14 protein-coding genes and 1 pseudogene are annotated in these 16,464 nt (G+C 67.4%); 11 read left to right on the top strand and 4 right to left on the bottom strand.

Annotation, left to right across the window (positions count from 1 at the left end; all coding sequences use genetic code 11):
- Positions 1 to 33: 33 nt before the first annotated feature.
- Entirely contained in the window at positions 34 to 348 is a 315-nt protein-coding gene (locus KXV01_RS01980; RefSeq protein ID WP_099495075.1) for a hypothetical protein, read from the bottom strand.
- A gap of 431 nt (positions 349 to 779) precedes the next feature.
- On the opposite strand from KXV01_RS01980, the gene lpxD reads away from it, so the two are divergent.
- The 8 genes and pseudogenes from lpxD to KXV01_RS01940 all read left to right on the top strand — a co-directional run bounded on the left by lpxD (position 780) and on the right by KXV01_RS01940 (position 10,803).
- A complete protein-coding gene (gene lpxD, locus KXV01_RS01975) occupies positions 780 to 1,802 on the top strand; it encodes a UDP-3-O-(3-hydroxymyristoyl)glucosamine N-acyltransferase (RefSeq protein ID WP_099495076.1) in 1,023 nt (340 codons plus the stop codon).
- Complete coding sequence (gene fabZ / locus KXV01_RS01970) at positions 1,799 to 2,257, top strand: 3-hydroxyacyl-ACP dehydratase FabZ (RefSeq protein ID WP_005415845.1); 459 nt, start codon at positions 1,799 to 1,801, stop codon at positions 2,255 to 2,257. Before lpxD ends, fabZ begins: the two co-directional genes overlap by 4 nt.
- 16 nt (positions 2,258 to 2,273) lie before the next feature.
- Entirely contained in the window at positions 2,274 to 3,065 is a 792-nt protein-coding gene (lpxA, locus tag KXV01_RS01965; RefSeq protein WP_049416723.1) for an acyl-ACP--UDP-N-acetylglucosamine O-acyltransferase, read from the top strand.
- 92 nt (positions 3,066 to 3,157) lie between these two features.
- A pseudogene (gene lpxB / locus KXV01_RS01960) lies at positions 3,158 to 4,321 on the top strand (lipid-A-disaccharide synthase); the annotation flags it as partial.
- The gene (locus KXV01_RS01955; RefSeq protein ID WP_049416727.1) at positions 4,318 to 4,977 is read left to right on the top strand and encodes a ribonuclease HII; all 660 of its coding nucleotides are present in this window, start codon (positions 4,318 to 4,320) and stop codon (positions 4,975 to 4,977) included. The pseudogene lpxB and the gene KXV01_RS01955, both read left to right, overlap by 4 nt.
- Before the next feature lie 237 nt (positions 4,978 to 5,214).
- On the top strand, positions 5,215 to 8,805 hold the full coding sequence (dnaE, locus tag KXV01_RS01950) for a DNA polymerase III subunit alpha (RefSeq protein WP_099495078.1): 3,591 nt from the start codon (positions 5,215 to 5,217) through the stop codon (positions 8,803 to 8,805).
- Positions 8,806 to 8,860: 55 nt separating this feature from the next.
- The gene (locus KXV01_RS01945) at positions 8,861 to 9,730 is read left to right on the top strand and encodes a hypothetical protein (RefSeq protein ID WP_099495079.1); all 870 of its coding nucleotides are present in this window, start codon (positions 8,861 to 8,863) and stop codon (positions 9,728 to 9,730) included.
- 113 nt (positions 9,731 to 9,843) lie between these two features.
- The gene (locus KXV01_RS01940; protein ID WP_049416733.1) at positions 9,844 to 10,803 is read left to right on the top strand and encodes an acetyl-CoA carboxylase carboxyltransferase subunit alpha; all 960 of its coding nucleotides are present in this window, start codon (positions 9,844 to 9,846) and stop codon (positions 10,801 to 10,803) included.
- Between the two features lie 139 nt (positions 10,804 to 10,942).
- Here the strand turns inward: KXV01_RS01940 and KXV01_RS01935 are convergent, their stop codons facing one another.
- Positions 10,943 to 11,398, bottom strand: coding sequence for a CopD family protein (locus tag KXV01_RS01935; RefSeq protein WP_049416734.1), 456 nt, complete (start codon positions 11,396 to 11,398; stop codon positions 10,943 to 10,945).
- A 187-nt stretch (positions 11,399 to 11,585) separates the two neighbouring features.
- Here KXV01_RS01935 and KXV01_RS01930 point away from each other — a divergent pair, with 187 nt between their 5' ends.
- Complete coding sequence (locus tag KXV01_RS01930; protein ID WP_049440893.1) at positions 11,586 to 12,176, top strand: class I SAM-dependent methyltransferase; 591 nt, start codon at positions 11,586 to 11,588, stop codon at positions 12,174 to 12,176.
- Between the two features lie 93 nt (positions 12,177 to 12,269).
- The gene (gene phaZ / locus KXV01_RS01925) at positions 12,270 to 13,577 is read left to right on the top strand and encodes a polyhydroxyalkanoate depolymerase (protein ID WP_049416738.1); all 1,308 of its coding nucleotides are present in this window, start codon (positions 12,270 to 12,272) and stop codon (positions 13,575 to 13,577) included.
- A 110-nt stretch (positions 13,578 to 13,687) separates the two neighbouring features.
- Here the strand turns inward: phaZ and KXV01_RS01920 are convergent, their stop codons facing one another.
- Positions 13,688 to 14,677: a sensor domain-containing protein gene (locus KXV01_RS01920; RefSeq protein WP_099486699.1), complete on the bottom strand. Its 990-nt coding sequence runs from the start codon at positions 14,675 to 14,677 to the stop codon at positions 13,688 to 13,690.
- The gene (locus tag KXV01_RS01915; RefSeq protein ID WP_004150914.1) at positions 14,674 to 15,039 is read right to left on the bottom strand and encodes a PadR family transcriptional regulator; all 366 of its coding nucleotides are present in this window, start codon (positions 15,037 to 15,039) and stop codon (positions 14,674 to 14,676) included. Before KXV01_RS01915 ends, KXV01_RS01920 begins: the two co-directional genes overlap by 4 nt.
- 136 nt (positions 15,040 to 15,175) lie before the next feature.
- Here KXV01_RS01915 and KXV01_RS01910 point away from each other — a divergent pair, with 136 nt between their 5' ends.
- Positions 15,176 to 16,078 (top strand): peptidylprolyl isomerase, encoded by a 903-nt coding sequence (locus KXV01_RS01910; RefSeq protein ID WP_263467483.1) that lies wholly within the window; start codon positions 15,176 to 15,178, stop codon positions 16,076 to 16,078.
- Positions 16,079 to 16,464 lie beyond the last annotated feature (386 nt).

Genomic DNA, 16,464 nt, shown 5'->3' with positions numbered 1-16,464 from the left:
CTATCCGTAGCGTCGAGCTTGCTGGACGGCTAATCAAAGCTTCTTTCGTGCGGCGACCGGGATGAGATCGGTGGTCGCCACGCGGGTCATCGACGCCATCGCCTCCAACAGCATGTCCGGGTCAGTGGACGTGATAAGGGTCAACAGGATGCCGCTCGGGGCGCCGGGCGCGTTCACGCCCCATGCTCGGGTGTGCGTGCCATCGCGGTTCGGCCCGGAGGCTTCCACCCCGTTGACCTGCAGCGGTGCAGGCACGCTCTTCAACAGGCGCTGGAACTCGGCCACGGACGCATCCAGCAGAGCCTCGCGGGCGAACACCGCGCGCAGGCCATCCCCGGCCTGCGCCACGCATGGTTACCACCGCCCAAGGGATGGCCCCGGCCTTTCCCATGAGGAGGCGCTTTGCGGTTTCGTCAGCCCGCGGTGCCAGGCCGTTGCCTTCCATGAACTGCTCGACCTTGCGCGCATCCCCAAAGGCGGCCAGGCAGTTGTTGGTCAACAAGCCACCGAAATCGGCGGCGGCGCCGGGAGGGGCGTCAGCGGCTCGGACAGGACCGGGCCGGGCCGCAAACAGCCAGCGCAGCCAGAACGGCTGCCGAACACAGTAGATCTCGCATGAAAAGTCCCTTTTCCGCGGCCCACGCAGGCTGCGCGGGTATCCAGGGGATGCAGCCACCCTAGCCCACGTGGCGCCGCATTGAGCAACTCCGGGGGCCCGTGCCGGTCGGCCGCAGATCCCCCCGCATGACCGGACTGGCTCCACACGTTAAACTCCCGCCGTGAATACTCCCACCTACACCGCCCAGCAACTCGCCGAGCAGTTCGGCCTGCAGGTCCATGGCGACCCCGCCACCGCCATCCATGGCGTGGCCACCCTCGCCCATGCCGGTCCTGGCCAGCTGACCTTCCTTGCCAACCCGCGCTACCGCGCCCAGCTGGCCGACAGCCAGGCCTCGCTGGTGGTGCTGCGTGCCGACGACGCCGAGTCCGCTCCCGGCGCCGCGCTCGTCGCCAAGGACCCGTACACCACCTTCGCCAAGATCGCCGCGCTGTTCGACATCGCGCCGACCCGCCCGCCGGGCATTCACCCCAGCGCGGTGATCGACCCCAGCGCCAAGGTTGCGGCCAGCGCCCATATCGGTCCGTTCGTCTCTGTCGGCGCGCGCAGCGTCGTCGGCGAGAACTGCATCATCGGCGCCGGCAGCGTGATCGGCGAGGACTGCAGCCTGGATTCCGGCTGTGAGCTGATCGCACGGGTCACCCTGGTCACCCGGGTCAGGCTGGGCAAGCGCGTGCGCGTGCATCCCGGTGCCGTGCTCGGCGCCGACGGCTTCGGCCTGGCGATGGACGCCGGCAAGTGGATCAAGGTGCCGCAGCTCGGCGGCGTCCGCATCGGCGATGACTGCGAGATCGGCGCCAACACCTGCGTCGACCGTGGTGCGCTGGAAGACACCGTGCTGGACGAAGACGTGCGCCTGGACAACCTGGTACAGATCGCGCACAACGTGCAGATCGGCGCGCACTCGGCCATTGCCGGCTGCACCGGCATCGCCGGCAGCGCCAAGATCGGCCGCTACTGCCTGCTCGGCGGCCACGTTGGCGTGGTCGGCCACCTCGAGATCTGCGACAAGGTCGTGATCACCGGCAAGTCGGTGGTCCGCAACTCCATCCATGAGCCGGGCGAGTATTCGTCCGGCACCCCATTGACCGACAACCGCACGTGGCGCAAGAACGCCGCGCGCTTCAAGCAGCTGGACGCATTGGCTCGCCGCGTTCTGGCTGCTGGCAAGGAGAAAGAATGAACGATTCGCTGCAGCTTCCGATCGACGTCTGCCAGATCCAGGAACTGCTTCCACATCGCTACCCGTTCCTGCTGGTGGATCGGGTGCTTGAACTCGACGTCGAGGCCAAGCGGATCCTGGCGCAGAAGAACGTCAGCATCAACGAGCCGTTCTTCCAGGGCCACTTCCCGGGCCGCCCGATCATGCCCGGCGTGCTGATCATCGAAGCGCTGGCGCAGGCCGGCGGCGTCATGACGCAGCTGACGCTCGGCCGCGACGCGCAGTCCAAGCTGTTCTACATGGTCAAGGTGGAAAACGCCCGCTTCAACAAGCAGGTCGTCCCCGGCGACGTGCTGATGCTGGACGTGCAGATGAAGCGCCTGATCCGCAACATGGGCTGGTACTACGGCGAAGCCAAGGTCAACGGCGAAGTCGTCGCGTCGGCCGAGGTCATGTGTGCCGGCGCCAAGGGCTGATCCACTGGAGGCAGCAATGACTGACAACGCACCGCGGATCCACCCCACCGCCGTCATCGACCCGGCTGCTCGCCTGGCCGACGATGTCCAGGTGGGCGCCTTCACCCTGATTGGCCCCGATGTTGAAATCGGTGCCGGCACCGTGGTGGGCCCCCATTGCAGCATCCACGGCCCGACCCGGATCGGCCGCGACAACCGCTTCGTCGGCCATGCCGCGATCGGTGGCGAGCCGCAGGACAAGAAGTTCGCCGGCGAGCGCACCGAACTGGTGATCGGCGACCGCAACGTGTTCCGCGAGTTCGTCACGCTCAACCGCGGCACCGGCGGCGGCGGTGGCATCACCACCATCGGCAACGACAACTGGATGCTGGCCTACACGCACGTGGCACACGACTGTCATGTCGGCAACTTCTGCGTGTTCTCCAACAACACCACCCTGGCCGGCCACGTGACCGTGGGCGACTACGTGATCATCAGCGGCTTCGCCGGTGCCCACCAGTTCTGCCGCATCGGCGCGCACGCCTTCCTCGGCATGGGCGCACTGACCAATGGCGACGTTCCGCCGTTCACCATGGTCGGCACCGATTCGCTGGGCCGCCCGCGCGGCATCAACAGCGAAGGCCTGAAGCGCCGCGGCTTCGACGCCGAGCGCATTTCGGCCATCAAGCGTGCCTACCGCACGCTGTACGTCGCGGGCCTGCCGCTGGCAGAGGCCAAGGTGCAGCTGACCGAACAGGCGCGTGACAGCGACGACGTGAAGGCGATGCTGGACTTCATCGAGCACGCCGAGAGGCCCCTGCTGCGATGAGCAGCTCGACCGGCCAGGCGCCGGCCGGCGCCGCGGTGATCCCGCTGGCCTCGATGGCCGGCAGTGTTCCCGCGCAGCGGGTGCTCAGCGAGCGCCCGTTGCGGATCGCGCTGGTGGCCGGCGAAGCCTCCGGCGACCTGCTCGGTGCGGGCCTGGTGCGTGAACTGAAGGCGCGCTTCCCGAATGCCGAGTTCGCCGGTATCGGTGGCGACGCCATGCGCAGCGCCGGCTGCCAGACCTGGCACGATGCCAGCGAGCTGGCGGTGATGGGCCTGACCGAAGTGCTGCGCCACCTGCCACGCCTGCTCAAGCTGCGCTCGGCGTTCCGCCAGCGTGCGCTGGAATGGCAGCCGGACGTATTCATCGGCATCGACGCCCCAGACTTCAACCTGGGCATCGAGCGCTGGCTGAAACAGCGTGGCGTGCGCACCGTGCATTACGTCAGCCCGTCGGTCTGGGCCTGGCGCGAAAAGCGCGCGGAGAAGATCGGCAGCAGCGCCGACCTGGTGCTGTGCCTGTTCCCGATGGAGCCGCCGATCTATGCCAGGCACGGCATCGACGCGCGCTTCGTCGGCCACCCGATGGCCGATGACATTCCGCTGCAGGGCAACCGCGAGGAAGCACGCGCCGCGCTCGGCCTGCCGGCCTCGGCCAAGGTGCTGGCGGTGTTGCCGGGCAGCCGCCTCGGCGAGATCTCGCGCCTGGGCGAACCGTTCTTCGAAGCCGCCTGGCAGGTCTCTGAACGCATTCCGGGCCTGCATGTGGTGGTGCCTGCCGCCAACCCGGCCTGCAGGCAGCTGATCGAGGAACAGCTGTCGCGCTCGGCGCTGCCGGTGGCCTACTCGCATGTGCTGGACGGCCAGGCGCGCAACGCGATGATCGCCGCCGACGTGGTGGTGCTGGCCTCCGGTACCGCGACCCTGGAGGCCATGCTGGTGAAGCGGCCGATGGTGGTCGGATACCGTGTCAACGAACTGACCTATCGACTGGTGAAGGCGCTTGGCCTGATCAAGGTCGACCGCTTCGCCCTGCCCAACATCCTGGCCGGGCAGGACCTGGCACCGGAACTGATGCAGCACGACTGCACGCCGGACAGGCTGGCCGCGGCCATCCAGCAGTGGTTCGACCACCCGCAGCGGGTGAGCGACCTGCAGGACACTTACGTGCGCCTGCACGAACGCCTGCGACGCAACGCCTCGGCGCGTGCCGCCGATGCCGTCGGCGAGCTGCTGATGCGCGACCAGGCCCAGGCATGAGCCGCCGTCACGCCGCCGCAGCCAGCCTGACCCTGTTCGACGGCGTGGCCGTGGTCGAGCCGGAGCGTCTTGTGGCCGGCGTCGACGAGGCCGGCCGCGGCCCGCTGGCCGGGCCGGTGGCGGTGGCGGCGGTGGTGTTCGACCCGGCGCGGCCACGGATCAACGGCCTGGACGACTCCAAGCAGCTCACCGCGGCCCGCCGCGAGCAGCTGCATGACCGCATCATCGAGCGCGCCCTGGCCTGGCACGTGGTGCTGGTGGACGTGGACACCATCGACCGCCTGAACATCTACCAGGCCACCCTGCAGGGCATGCGTGACGTCGTTGCAGCGGTCGCCCATGTGGCCGGCTTCGCCCGCATCGATGGCAATGTGGTGCCCAAGGGCCTGGTGCTGCCGGCGCAGGCGCTGGTCGGCGGCGATGGCATCGACCGCGCAATCATGGCCGCATCGATCCTGGCCAAGGTCTCGCGCGACCGCTACATGCAGGATGTGCATGCCCGCCACCCGCAATACGGCTTCGAGCAGCACAAGGGCTACGGCACTCCGGCCCACCTGGCCGCCCTGCGCGAGCACGGCCCCTGCGTGGAGCATCGGCGCAGCTTCGCACCGGTGCGTGAGTGCCTGGACCTGGCGCAGGCGGCGGCCATCGCCTGAGCCAGCTGGAGTTGTAGGGCCGAGCCCATGCTCGGCTGCTGTGGACAGCCGGGCATGGGCTCGGCGCTACAGAAGGCGGCCTCCCGCACGCCTGAATCCGGCGCCACGCCGTGCCCCTGTCAAGCCTTGTGGCAACCCCCTGCCCTCGCTACCCTGACCGGGCATTCCAGCGCTTCCCGACCCCGGCGACGAACCTCCGTCAGCACCCGGGGCCCGCGCGCTCCAACCTGGTCCGGCATGTCCAACTCCCGCTTCGTACATCTCCACGTCCACACCGAGTTCTCGCTGGCGGACTCCACCATCCGTGTGCCGGCCAAGCCGGACCAGGCGGACCCGAAGAAGGCCAAGCAGGCCAACCTGCTGTCGCGCTCGGTGGAGCTCGGCCTGCCCGCACTGGCGGTGACCGACCTCAACAACCTGTTCGCCCTGGTCAAGTTCTACAAGGCCGCCGAAGGCGTCGGCATCAAGCCGATCGCCGGTGCCGACGTGCTGATCGCAGAGGAAGGCCAGGACCCGTGGCGGATGACCCTGCTGTGCCGCGACCGCGAGGGCTACCTGAGCCTGTCGCGGCTGCTGACCCGCGCCTGGATGGAAGGCCATCGCCCGGAAGGTGGCGTGGCCATCCACCCGGACTGGCTGAAGGCCGGCAATGCCAACCTGTTCGCGCTGGCCGGCCGGCAGAGCCTGGCCGGGCGCCTGGCACTGGACGGCAAGCATGAACTGGCCGAGCAGCAGCTGGCCGACTGGCAGCGCGTATTCGGCGATGGCCTGCACCTGGAGCTGACCCGTACCGGCCGCGAGGGCGAGGAAACCTTCAACCAGTTCGCGCTGATGGCCGCTGGCCAGCGCGGCCTGCCGGTGGTCGCCAGCAATGACGTGCGCTTCCTGTCGCCGTCGGATTTCAGCGCGCACGAAGCGCGCGTGTGCATTTCCACCGGCCGCGTGCTGGACGATCCCAAGCGTCCGCGCGAGTACAGCGACCAGCAGTACCTGAAGTCGGCCGAGGAGATGTGCGCGCTGTTCGCCGACATCCCCGATGCGATCGACAACACGCTGGCGCTGGCCGAGCGCTGCAACATCGAGATGCGGCTGGGCACCTACTTCCTGCCCAACTACCCGGTGCCCGACGACGAGACCCTGGACACCTGGATCCAGAAGATGTCGCGCGCCGGCCTGGAAGAGCGCCTGGAGAAGAATCCGCTGGCGCCGGGCAAGACCCGTGAGGAGTACTTCGAGCGCCTGGAGTTCGAGCTCGACACCATCATCAAGATGGGCTTCCCCGGCTACTTCCTGATCGTGGCCGACTTCATCCAGTGGGGCAAGAACCAGGGCATCCCGATCGGTCCCGGCCGCGGCTCGGGTGCCGGCTCGCTGGTGGCGTGGGCGCTGAAGATCACCGATCTGGACCCGCTGCCGTACAACCTGCTGTTCGAGCGATTCCTGAACCCGGAACGCGTGTCGATGCCCGACTTCGACATCGACTTCTGCATGGACCGCCGCGACGAGGTGATCGACTACGTTGCGCGCAAGTACGGGCGCGAGCGCGTCAGCCAGATCATCACCTACGGCACCATGGCCGCCAAGGCGGTGGTGCGCGACTCCGGCCGCGTGCTCGGGTTCCCGTATGGCCTGGTCGACGGTGTTTCCAAGCTGATTCCCAACATCCTGGGCATCCACCTGAAGGATGCGCTGGGCAAGGGCAAGGAAGGCCCCAGCTCGGAAATGGCCTCGGCCGAACTGATCCAGCGCTATGAAACCGAGGACGATGTCCGCGACCTGATCGACCTGGCGCTGCAGCTGGAAGACCTGACCCGCAACGCCGGCAAGCACGCCGGTGGCGTGGTGATCGGGCCCGAACCGTTGAGCGAGTTCTGCCCGCTGTACGCCGAACACGACGAGAATGGCCTCGGCAAGAACCCGGTCACCCAGTTCGACAAGAACGACGTGGAAGAAGTCGGCCTGGTCAAGTTCGACTTCCTCGGCCTGCGCACGCTGACCATCATCGACTGGGCAGTGAAGGCGATCAACAAGCGCCACGAACGCGCGGGCATTCCGCCGGTCGACATTGCCGCGATCCCGCTCGACGATGCGCCCACCTACAAGGACATCTTCGCCAACGGCAACACCGGCGCAGTGTTCCAGTTCGAATCCTCGGGCATGCGCCGCCTGCTGAAGGACGCGCGCCCCGACCGTTTCGAAGACCTGATCGCGCTGGTGTCGCTGTACCGCCCCGGCCCGATGGACCTGATTCCCTCGTTCAACGCGCGCAAGCACGGCCAGGAAGAAATCATCTATCCCGATCCGCGCACCGAAGCGATCCTGAAGGACACCTACGGCATCATGGTGTACCAGGAGCAGGTGATGCAGATGGCGCAGATCGTCGGCGGCTACTCGCTGGGCGGCGCCGACCTGCTGCGCCGCGCGATGGGCAAGAAGGTGCCGGCGGAAATGGCCAAGCACCGCGAGATCTTCCGCGAAGGTGCAGCCAAGGGCGGCGTCGATGGCCCGAAGGCCGACGAAATCTTCGACCTGATGGAGAAGTTCGCCGGCTATGGCTTCAACAAGTCGCACGCCGCTGCGTATGCGCTGGTCAGCTACCAGACCGCGTGGCTGAAGCGGCATTACCCGGCCGAATTCATGGCGGCCACGCTGTCCTCGGACCTGGACAATACCGACAAGGTGGTCGGCTTCCTCGACGAGGTGCGCAACCTCGGCCTGACCGTGCTGCCGCCGAAGGTGAACCAGTCGGCCTTCATGTTCGAAGCGGTCACGCCGGACACGATCCAGTACGGCCTGGGCGCGATCAAGGGTGTCGGCCAGGGCGCCTGCGAAGCGGTGGTCGAGGAACGACTGAAGGGCGGGCCATTCAAGGATCTGCTGGACTTCTGCACCCGCGTCGGCTCGGCCAAGCTCAACCGGCGCACGCTGGAAGCGATGATCAACTGTGGCGCGCTCGATGAGCTCGGCCGCAACCGTGCTTCGCTGATGCTGCAGCTGCCGGAAGTGATCAAGGCCACCGACCAGATGGCACGCGAGCGTGCGTCCGGGCAGAATTCGCTGTTTGGCGGGCCCGATCCGAGCACCGTTTCGATCCAGCTGGACCTGCCCGAAGCCGAAGAATGGCCGCTGCTTCAGCGCCTCAACGGCGAGCGCGATACGCTGGGCTTCTATCTCAGCGGCCACCCATTCGATCCCTGGCGCGACGATGTGCGCGATCTGGTAGGCAACGACCTGGGTTCGGTGGAGAAAATCTGGAGCGCAAACAGCGGTGGCGGCGGTGGCGGCGAGAAGCGCTGGCGCCCGGAAGTGCAGACCGTGCTGGCCGGCCAGGTGGTCGGCGTGCGCCGCAAGGGCGAAAGCCAGATCTTCATCCAGCTGGAGGACGGTCGCGGCCGCGTGGAGTGCAGCGCGTTCTCCGATGCGATGGCCGAGTTCGGCCACCTGATGACCAAGGACCGCATCCTGGTGGTCAAGGGCGGCCTGCGCGAGGACGAATTCAACGGCGGCTACGCGCTGCGCATCCGCCAGTGCTGGGACTTCGACGAAGTCTGCGCCAACTACGCCACGCGGCTGTCATTGCGCCTGGACCTGCGCCAGCAGCGCCCGGTCTGGGAGCGCATCAACGCCCTGCTCGACCGCCATCGCCCGGGGCGCACGCCGCTGCGCCTGGACCTGCTGCTGAAGGGCCCGCACGGCGGTGTCGCCGGCATGCTGGATGTATCCGGGCAGAGCGCAGTACGCATCGATTCCAAGCTGATGGAGGCGCTGCGCGCCGACCCGGCCGTACGCACGCTGAAGGTGCGCTACAGCCCGCCGTGGGCCAGCTGAGGCTGGCTGCTTCGTGTTCCTGTTTTCCCGTTCCAGACATCAAGGACGATTGCCGATGAAGACCCTGCTGTTCCCGTTCGTTGCCGCACTGGCACTGGCCGCCTGCTCGCCGTCGAAGATCGAGTTCCAGATCGACAACCCGACCGACACGCCGCTGGCGCTGAGCATCGACGGCCAGGACCTGCCGGTGGCCGCGCACGGCTCGCGCCCGATCTCGCTTGCCGTTGGCGAGCATCGCCTGCATACCGACACGCTCGGTGACGTGCGCTTCATCGTCTACGTCGACGGTCGTGGCGGCCTGATCAACCCGACCCTGAGCGAATACGTGATCGCACGCGAGGTCTACGTCACCGACGAGAGCAAGCTGAAGAACTTCGGCACCGGCAAGGCCGGCATCGAGCTGGGCGGCGTCGACTTCGAGGGTCCCTTCGAGAAGCGCCATGACCTGTTCATCGACAAGACCTGGACCTACGGCGTGCGCGAACCGTTCCCGAAGGAAAAGGTGGTCGCCCACGTCGATTCCAGTGGTGGCCAGATCGTCGCCAAGGTGTTCACGGCACCGGATTTCATCGCCTACGTCGAGGAAGGCATGGGCGAGCCGGGCGCGTTCAAGCGCGAACAGCCGGCCGGCTACGTGGCCCCGGCATACAGGCTTGAACCGGCACCGGCCAGCCTGCCGGCGCTGGCGCCGGCGTTCGAGGCGCATACCGCGCCGCTGCGCGAGGTCTACGCGCAGTGGCTGAAGGCCACCACCGCCGATGAACAGAAGGCCCTGCGCAAGCAGGACTTCGCTGCGCAGATGGCCTTCACCTCGGCCACTGCCACCCTGGGCAGCGGCCTGGGCCGGGACGCCAACGAGGCCTACAACGACTTCGTTTCCCAGCGCAGCCAGTTGATGGGCCGCAGCGCCCTGGTGGTGCCCTGAGCTGACTGGCGCCGCCTGCCCGGCTGCGCTACCGTCGCCTTCCAGACGAAGGCGTACGGGTGGTTTGCACGCATTCGGCTAGAATTGCCCCCTTCTTTACACGACGGCTTCCGATGAATCCGAACTACCTCGACTTCGAGCAACCCATCGCCGACCTGGAAGCCAAGATCCAGGAACTGCGCAACGCCAGTGCCGGGCCGGCGGTCAATGTCGAGGCGGAAGTGCACGCGCTGCAGGACAAGCTGCGCATGCGCACCGCGCAGATCTTCCGCAACCTGACCTCGTGGCAGGTGCTGCAGCTGGCCCGCCACCCGTCGCGCCCGTACACCGCCGACTACATCCGCATCATCTGCGATGAGTTCCAGGAGCTGGCCGGTGACCGTGCCTTCGCCGACGACAAGGCGATCATGGGCGGCCTGGCCCGCATCAACGGCCGCGCGGTGATGGTGATCGGCCACCAGAAGGGCCGAGACACCAAGGAAAAGATCAAGCGCAACTTCGGCATGCCCAAGCCGGAGGGTTACCGCAAGGCGCTGCGGCTGATGAAGATGGCCGAGCGCTTCGGCCTGCCGGTGCTGACCCTGATCGACACCGCTGGTGCTTGGCCGGGTATCGACGCCGAATCGCGCGGCCAGTCCGAAGCGATCGCGCGCAACCTGATCGAGATGGCCGAGCTGAAGGTGCCGATCATCTGCACCGTGATCGGTGAAGGCGGCTCCGGCGGCGCGCTGGCGCTGGGCGTGGGCGACCGCACCGTAATGCTGGAATACGCGGTGTACTCGACCATCACCCCGGAAGGCTGCGCCTCGATCCTGTGGAAGGACGCGGGCAAGGCCAAGGAAGCGGCCGAACAACTGGGCCTGACCGCCCCGCGCCTGAAGAGCCTGGGCCTGGTCGACAAGGTCGTGCGCGAGCCGACCGGTGGCGCCCACCGCAACCCGACGCAGATGGCCAAGCGCCTGAAGGCCGTGCTGCTGAACGAGCTGGACGCGCTGGAGAAGCTCTCCACCGAACAGCTGCTGGAGCAGCGCTACGCGCGCCTGCGCAGTTACGGCACGTACGAAGCGGCGTGATCCGGTAGTGCCGGCCGCTGGCCGGCAACACGCAGGTGGTTGCAGAAATGAAAGAGCCGGGCATTTGCCCGGCTCTTTCGTTTCCGCCCTGGCCGCATCCACGCATGGCGTGGATCTACCGGGTGCAGATGACCCCGCCTCAGAACGGCTTGGCCAGCACCAGCCACACGATCGGGATGAACGCCAGCAGCGGGATCTCGTTGATCCACCGCAGCGCGCGCGACGACGGCAGCGCCCTGCCCTTGGCCACGCCCTTCAACAGACGGCCGATCCAGCTGAAATACACCAGCAGCACCACCACCAGGCCCAGCTTGGCGTGCAGCCAGCCAGCGCCGCCCGGCGCGACCATGGTCGGAAAATCCGGGATGATCTTGTAGCCCAGCCACAGCACCAGGCCCAGCACAAAGGCCAGGCCGAACATCGAGTGGCCGAAACGGTACAGGCGCAGGCCCATCAGCTGCAGGCGCTCGGTCACGGCCGGCTGGCCTGCGGTCTCGGCCAGGTTGACCAGGATGCGCGGCAGGTAGAACACCGTGGCCATCCACGCCACCACGAACACGATGTGGAAGGTCTTGACCCAGTAGTAGCTCTGCATGCGCTCGCTCCGGCGGCTGGCGTGGATGGGCGCCTATTGTCGCAGTAGAGCCACCCCATGGGTGGCTGCCGCGTCCAATCGCCGCATCAGGACAGCCACGCAAGGCGTGGCTCTACTGCGGGTCCGCCACACCCGGGGGCGCAACACCGTACGATAGGCGCCGTTTTCCCCGATCGCGCACCGCCCCATGGACAAGACCTACGACGCCGCCTACTTCCAACGCTGGTACCGCCGCGCCGACATCGGCGGCAGCGCCCGGCTGGCGCGCAAGGTGGCCCTGGCCGTGGCCAGCGCCGAGTACTACCTGGAACGACCGATCCGCAGTGTGCTGGACATCGGCTGCGGCGAAGGCGCCTGGCGCGCGCCGCTGCTGAAGCTGCGTCCGAAGGTCGAATACCTGGGCTTCGACAGCAGCGAGTACGCTGTGCGCCGCTACGGCCGCACCCGCAACCTGCACCTGGCCCGCTTCGGCGACTTCGCCTGGCTGCGGCCCTGCGCCCCGGTCGACCTGCTGGTGTGTTCGGACGTGATGCACTACGTGCCCGACCGCGAGCTGCGCGCCGGCCTGGCCGGCGTGGCCGAGCTGACCGGCGGCGTGGCCTTCCTGGAGACCTTCGCCGCCGAGGACGCGTTCGAGGGCGACCACGACGGCTTCCAGGCCCGCCCGGCACGCTGGTATCGGCGGACGTTGGCCCGGCACGGCCTGCAGCCCGTAGGGTCGCACTGCTGGCTCGGTCCCGCCCTGGCAGGCGATGCCGCCGCGCTGGAACGGATGTGAATCCGGATTCATTATTTTCAGCCAACTTAACCTGCGGGACACCCGGATGGGATATGCTGCGCGGCAACATATGACCATACATATTCGGTCGTCATGCTCTATCAACTGCACGAACTGACCCGCAACCTGCTCGCTCCCTGGGTGCACCAGGCCCAGGCCAACGCCAGATTCTTCGCCAACCCGGGCCACTGGTGGTCGCAGATGCCCGGCGCCGATCGCCTGGCGGCGGTCAATGAGCTGTTCCACCGCATCGGCAAGGATTACGAGAAGCCCGAGTGGGGCATCAACGAAATCGACGTCGACGGCGAGCGCGTGCCGATCGTCGTGCACGAGGAAGTGAACAAGCCGTTCTGCAAGCTGCTGCGCTTCAAGCGCCACAGCAATGAAGCCGACCAGCTGCACACCATGCTCAACCAGCCCTTCGTGCTGGTGGTGGCGCCGCTGTCCGGCCACCACGCCACGCTGCTGCGCGATACCGTGCGCACGCTGCTGCGCGACCACCGCGTGTACGTGACTGACTGGATCGACGCACGCATGGTGCCGGCCAGCGAAGGCGAGTTCGGCCTGGACGATTACATCGCCTACATCCAGGAGTTCATCCGCCATCTGGGCGTCGAACGCCTGCACGTGGTCAGCGTGTGCCAGCCGACGGTACCGGTGCTGGCCGCGGTTTCGCTGATGGCCAGCCGTGGCGAATCGACGCCCCGCACGCTGGTGATGATGGGCGGCCCGATCGATGCGCGCTGCAGCCCGACCGCAGTGAACAACCTGGCCACGCAGAACCCGCTGTCGTGGTTCGAGAACAACGTCATCCACACCGTGCCGGCCAGTTACCCCGGCGCCGGCCGCCGCGTGTATCCCGGCTTCCTGCAACACGCCGGCTTCCTGTCGATGAACCCGAGCCGCCACTTCAGCTCGCACTGGGATTTCTACACCGATCTGGTCAAGGGCGACCTGGAAGACGCCGACGCGCATCGTCGCTTCTACGACGAGTACAACGCGGTGCTGGACATGCCGGCCAAGTACTACCTCGATACCATCCGCGTGGTGTTCCAGGACTTCCTGCTGCCGCGTGGCGAGTGGGTGGTCAACGGCGAGAAGGTCGATCCGTCGGCGATCCGCGATACCGCGCTGCTGAGCATCGAAGGCGAGCTGGACGACATCGCCGGCCTCGGCCAGACCGAGGCGGCGCAGGCGCTGTGCACCGGCATTGCTGCTGACCGCCGCGAGCATTTCATCGTCGAAGGTGCGGGCCACTACGGCATCTTCAGTGGCCGTCGCTGGCGCGAGGTGGTGTATCCGAAGGTGCGCGACTTCTTCGCCGCGCATGCCGAAGCACCGGCGGCGAAGGCCACGAAGAAGAAGAGCAACGTCACCCCGTTGCGGCGCAAGGCGGGGTAACTCCCCGCCGTGGGGTCGGATCCCTTTCCAACGGAAAGGGCTCTGACCCAGCATGATGGGATCCGGGGTCAGAGCCCTGTTCTGCGAACAGGGATCCGACCCCTCGCCTGTTACAACCGCACCAGCAGGTTCTTGGCAATCAGCCCATGCAGCTTGCCGATGCCGCGTGCCAGGTGCATCGTCAGCACCAGCAGCAGTGCGCCCGCCGCAGCAACCGCGATCGCCACCAGCGGCGAGGCGGCCATCGGCAGCACGTTCACGCCATCGACGTAGACACCCGGAATGTCACCGCTGAACAGCGCGGCCACCGGCGCCCAGATCAACCCCAGTGACAGCGACAGCAGCGTCACCGCGATGGTGAAGTAGACCACGCCCAGCGGCAGCATCAGCACGAAGTACAGCAGGGTCAGCCAGGTACGGCCATCGGTGAACATGTCGCCGATGCGCTGCAGCCAGGTGCGGCTACGGTCGGTGTAGCGCGGACGGCGCGGCATGCGCTCGCCCAGCAACGCTTCCACCAGCCGCCCTTCCAGCAGCGCCAGCCCGCGCACCGAGCCGAAGAACAGCACGGTCAGCGGAATGCCGATGATCAGGATCAGCAGGCCCAGCGACAATGACAGGCCGGTCACCACCCAGGTGAAGAAGAAGATGCCGGTGGCCAGCGACAGCAGCATGTAGAACAGCGCACCGTAGGTGTGCGGATCGGCCACCACGCCGAAGAAGCGCGCCAGCAGCGAACGCGGCACCGGCACAGGCGGCGGCGAGGCCGGCTCGACGCCACTGGCTTCGGCCGCCGCACGCAGCACCGGCGCGGTATCCGCACGCGGCGTACGCAGCGCGCGGTTCACCGTTACCTCAGTCTCGCGGTAGATCTCGGCCACCTCGTCCGGCGCACCGTAGCTGCCGGCGACGTCGGCGATCACCTCGGCCTCGCTGCGGCCGGGCTGCGCCGCCAGCTCCGAGCGCAGGTATTCCTCGGCGTCGTACAGCGCGTCCTGCACCATCGCCGGATCGGCACCTTCCAGCGCCGCGCGCAGCTGCGCCAGGTACTGCGGGATGGTGGTGGGCAGGGCGCGGCCTGCCAGGCTCGGGTCGTTCATTGCGGTACCCCCTCCAACACGGAATCGACGGAATCGCGGGTGGCCTGCCAGGCCTGGCGCCACTGCGCCAACACCTCGCGGCCACGTTCATTGATGCGGTAGTAGCGTCGCGGCGGCCCGCTGCTGGACGGCTCCACATGGCTTTCCAGCAGCCCGGCGCCCTCCAGGTTGCGCAGCACCGGGTACAGCGCGCTCTGCTTGCCGCTCAGCACGCCCTCGCCCACCCGCTCCAGCTCCTTGGCAATGAGGTAGCCGTACAGCGGCTCCCCGGCCCGGGCCAGCACCGCCAGCAGGGCCAGCGACACCGTTCCGGCGCTGAGCTCCTTCTGGAACTTCTTCAGGTGGACGTCATCCTCGGACATGACCGGCCCTCCACTACGTTGAAGTCCACAGTAGTGCGAAGTTCGGTATAGCGAATGTGTCGTTAGTCACTCTGCCGGTTGGCGCGGCTGCGCGGCTCACGCAGAATCGAAGCCTTGTTCATGTTCCGGGGTTCCCATGCCGCACCGTCGTCGCCTTGCCCTGACCGCCCTCGCCCTGGCCTGCCTGCTGCCCGCCCTGGCCAGCGCAGCCACGCCCTACCGCAGCCCGCAGCAGATCCTCGACGCCTCGGCGGCCAGCGACTGGCGCACCCCGGACCCGGCCAACCTGCTGTACATGGACCTGCCAGCCGGGCGCGTGATCATCGAACTGGCGCCGCAGTTCGCCCCCCGCCATGTCGCCAACATCCAGACCTTCGCCCACGAGCACTTCTGGGACGGCACCAGCATCTACCGCTCGCAGGACAACTTCGTGGTGCAGTTCGGCGATGCCGACGCCGATGACGCGGCCAAGGCCAGGCCGTTCGGCAGCGCCGCGCGCAAGCTGCCGGCCGAGTTCGAACGCGCCAGCGCCGGCCTGAAGGTCAGCGTGCTGCCGGATCGCGATGGCTGGGCCGCGCAGACCGGTTTCGTCGACGGCTTCCCGGTCGGCCAGGACCCGCAGGCCGGCAAGGCCTGGCTGGCGCACTGCTACGGCATGCTCGGTGCCGGCCGCAGCAACGAGGAAGACAGCAGCATCGGCGCCGAACTGTACGTGGTGACCGGTCAGTCGCCGCGCCAGCTGGACCGCAACATCACTCTGGTCGGTCGCGTGTTGAAGGGCATGGAGATGCTCAGCGCAACGCCGCGCGGACCGGCGCCGATGGGCTTCTACACCGACCCGAAGCTGCGTACGCCGATCGTGTCGATCCGCCGTGCCAGCGACGTGCCGGTGGCCGAGCGCACGCCGATCCAGGTGCTGCGCACCGATTCGAAGACCTTCGCCGATACGGTGGAGGCGCGGCGCAATCGCGTGGATGATTTCTACAAGCGCCCGGCGGGGCATATCGACCTCTGCAATATTCCGGTGCCGGTGCGGTAGGAGCCTGGCTTCCTGCGCGTTGCGCGTGCTGAAGGTACTTCGCTGTTCATGGGCGTTACTTTTCTTTGTGCGCAAAGAAAAGTAACCAAAAGAAACGCTCCGCCGGTCGCGAGCCGGTGCTGCGCACCGGTACCCTCCGCTCCTCGGCCCGTCGAGGGACGGCGCGGGAACTCGCTGCGCTCAGACACCCGCGCCTCTTCGCCCTCGCCGGACCTGCGGTGCTCGGCTCGCTCAAGGCGGATCCAAGATCAAAGGCAGAAGCGCTCGCTTCGCTCGCCGGGCCCGGCCCGGCACTACCAAGCATCGTCGTGCAGCTGTGGCTCTTGACCTTGGGTCCGCCTTGAGCGAGCCGAGCATCGCAGGGGAATCAGGGGCGAAGAGGTGCC

Source organism: Stenotrophomonas sp. Ps181 (assembly GCF_025697425.1).
Classification (GTDB): Bacteria; Pseudomonadota; Gammaproteobacteria; order Xanthomonadales; family Xanthomonadaceae; genus Stenotrophomonas; species Stenotrophomonas sepilia.
The sequence above is the reverse complement of the archived record's forward strand: the minus strand, read 5'-3'. Positions and strand labels throughout refer to the sequence as shown.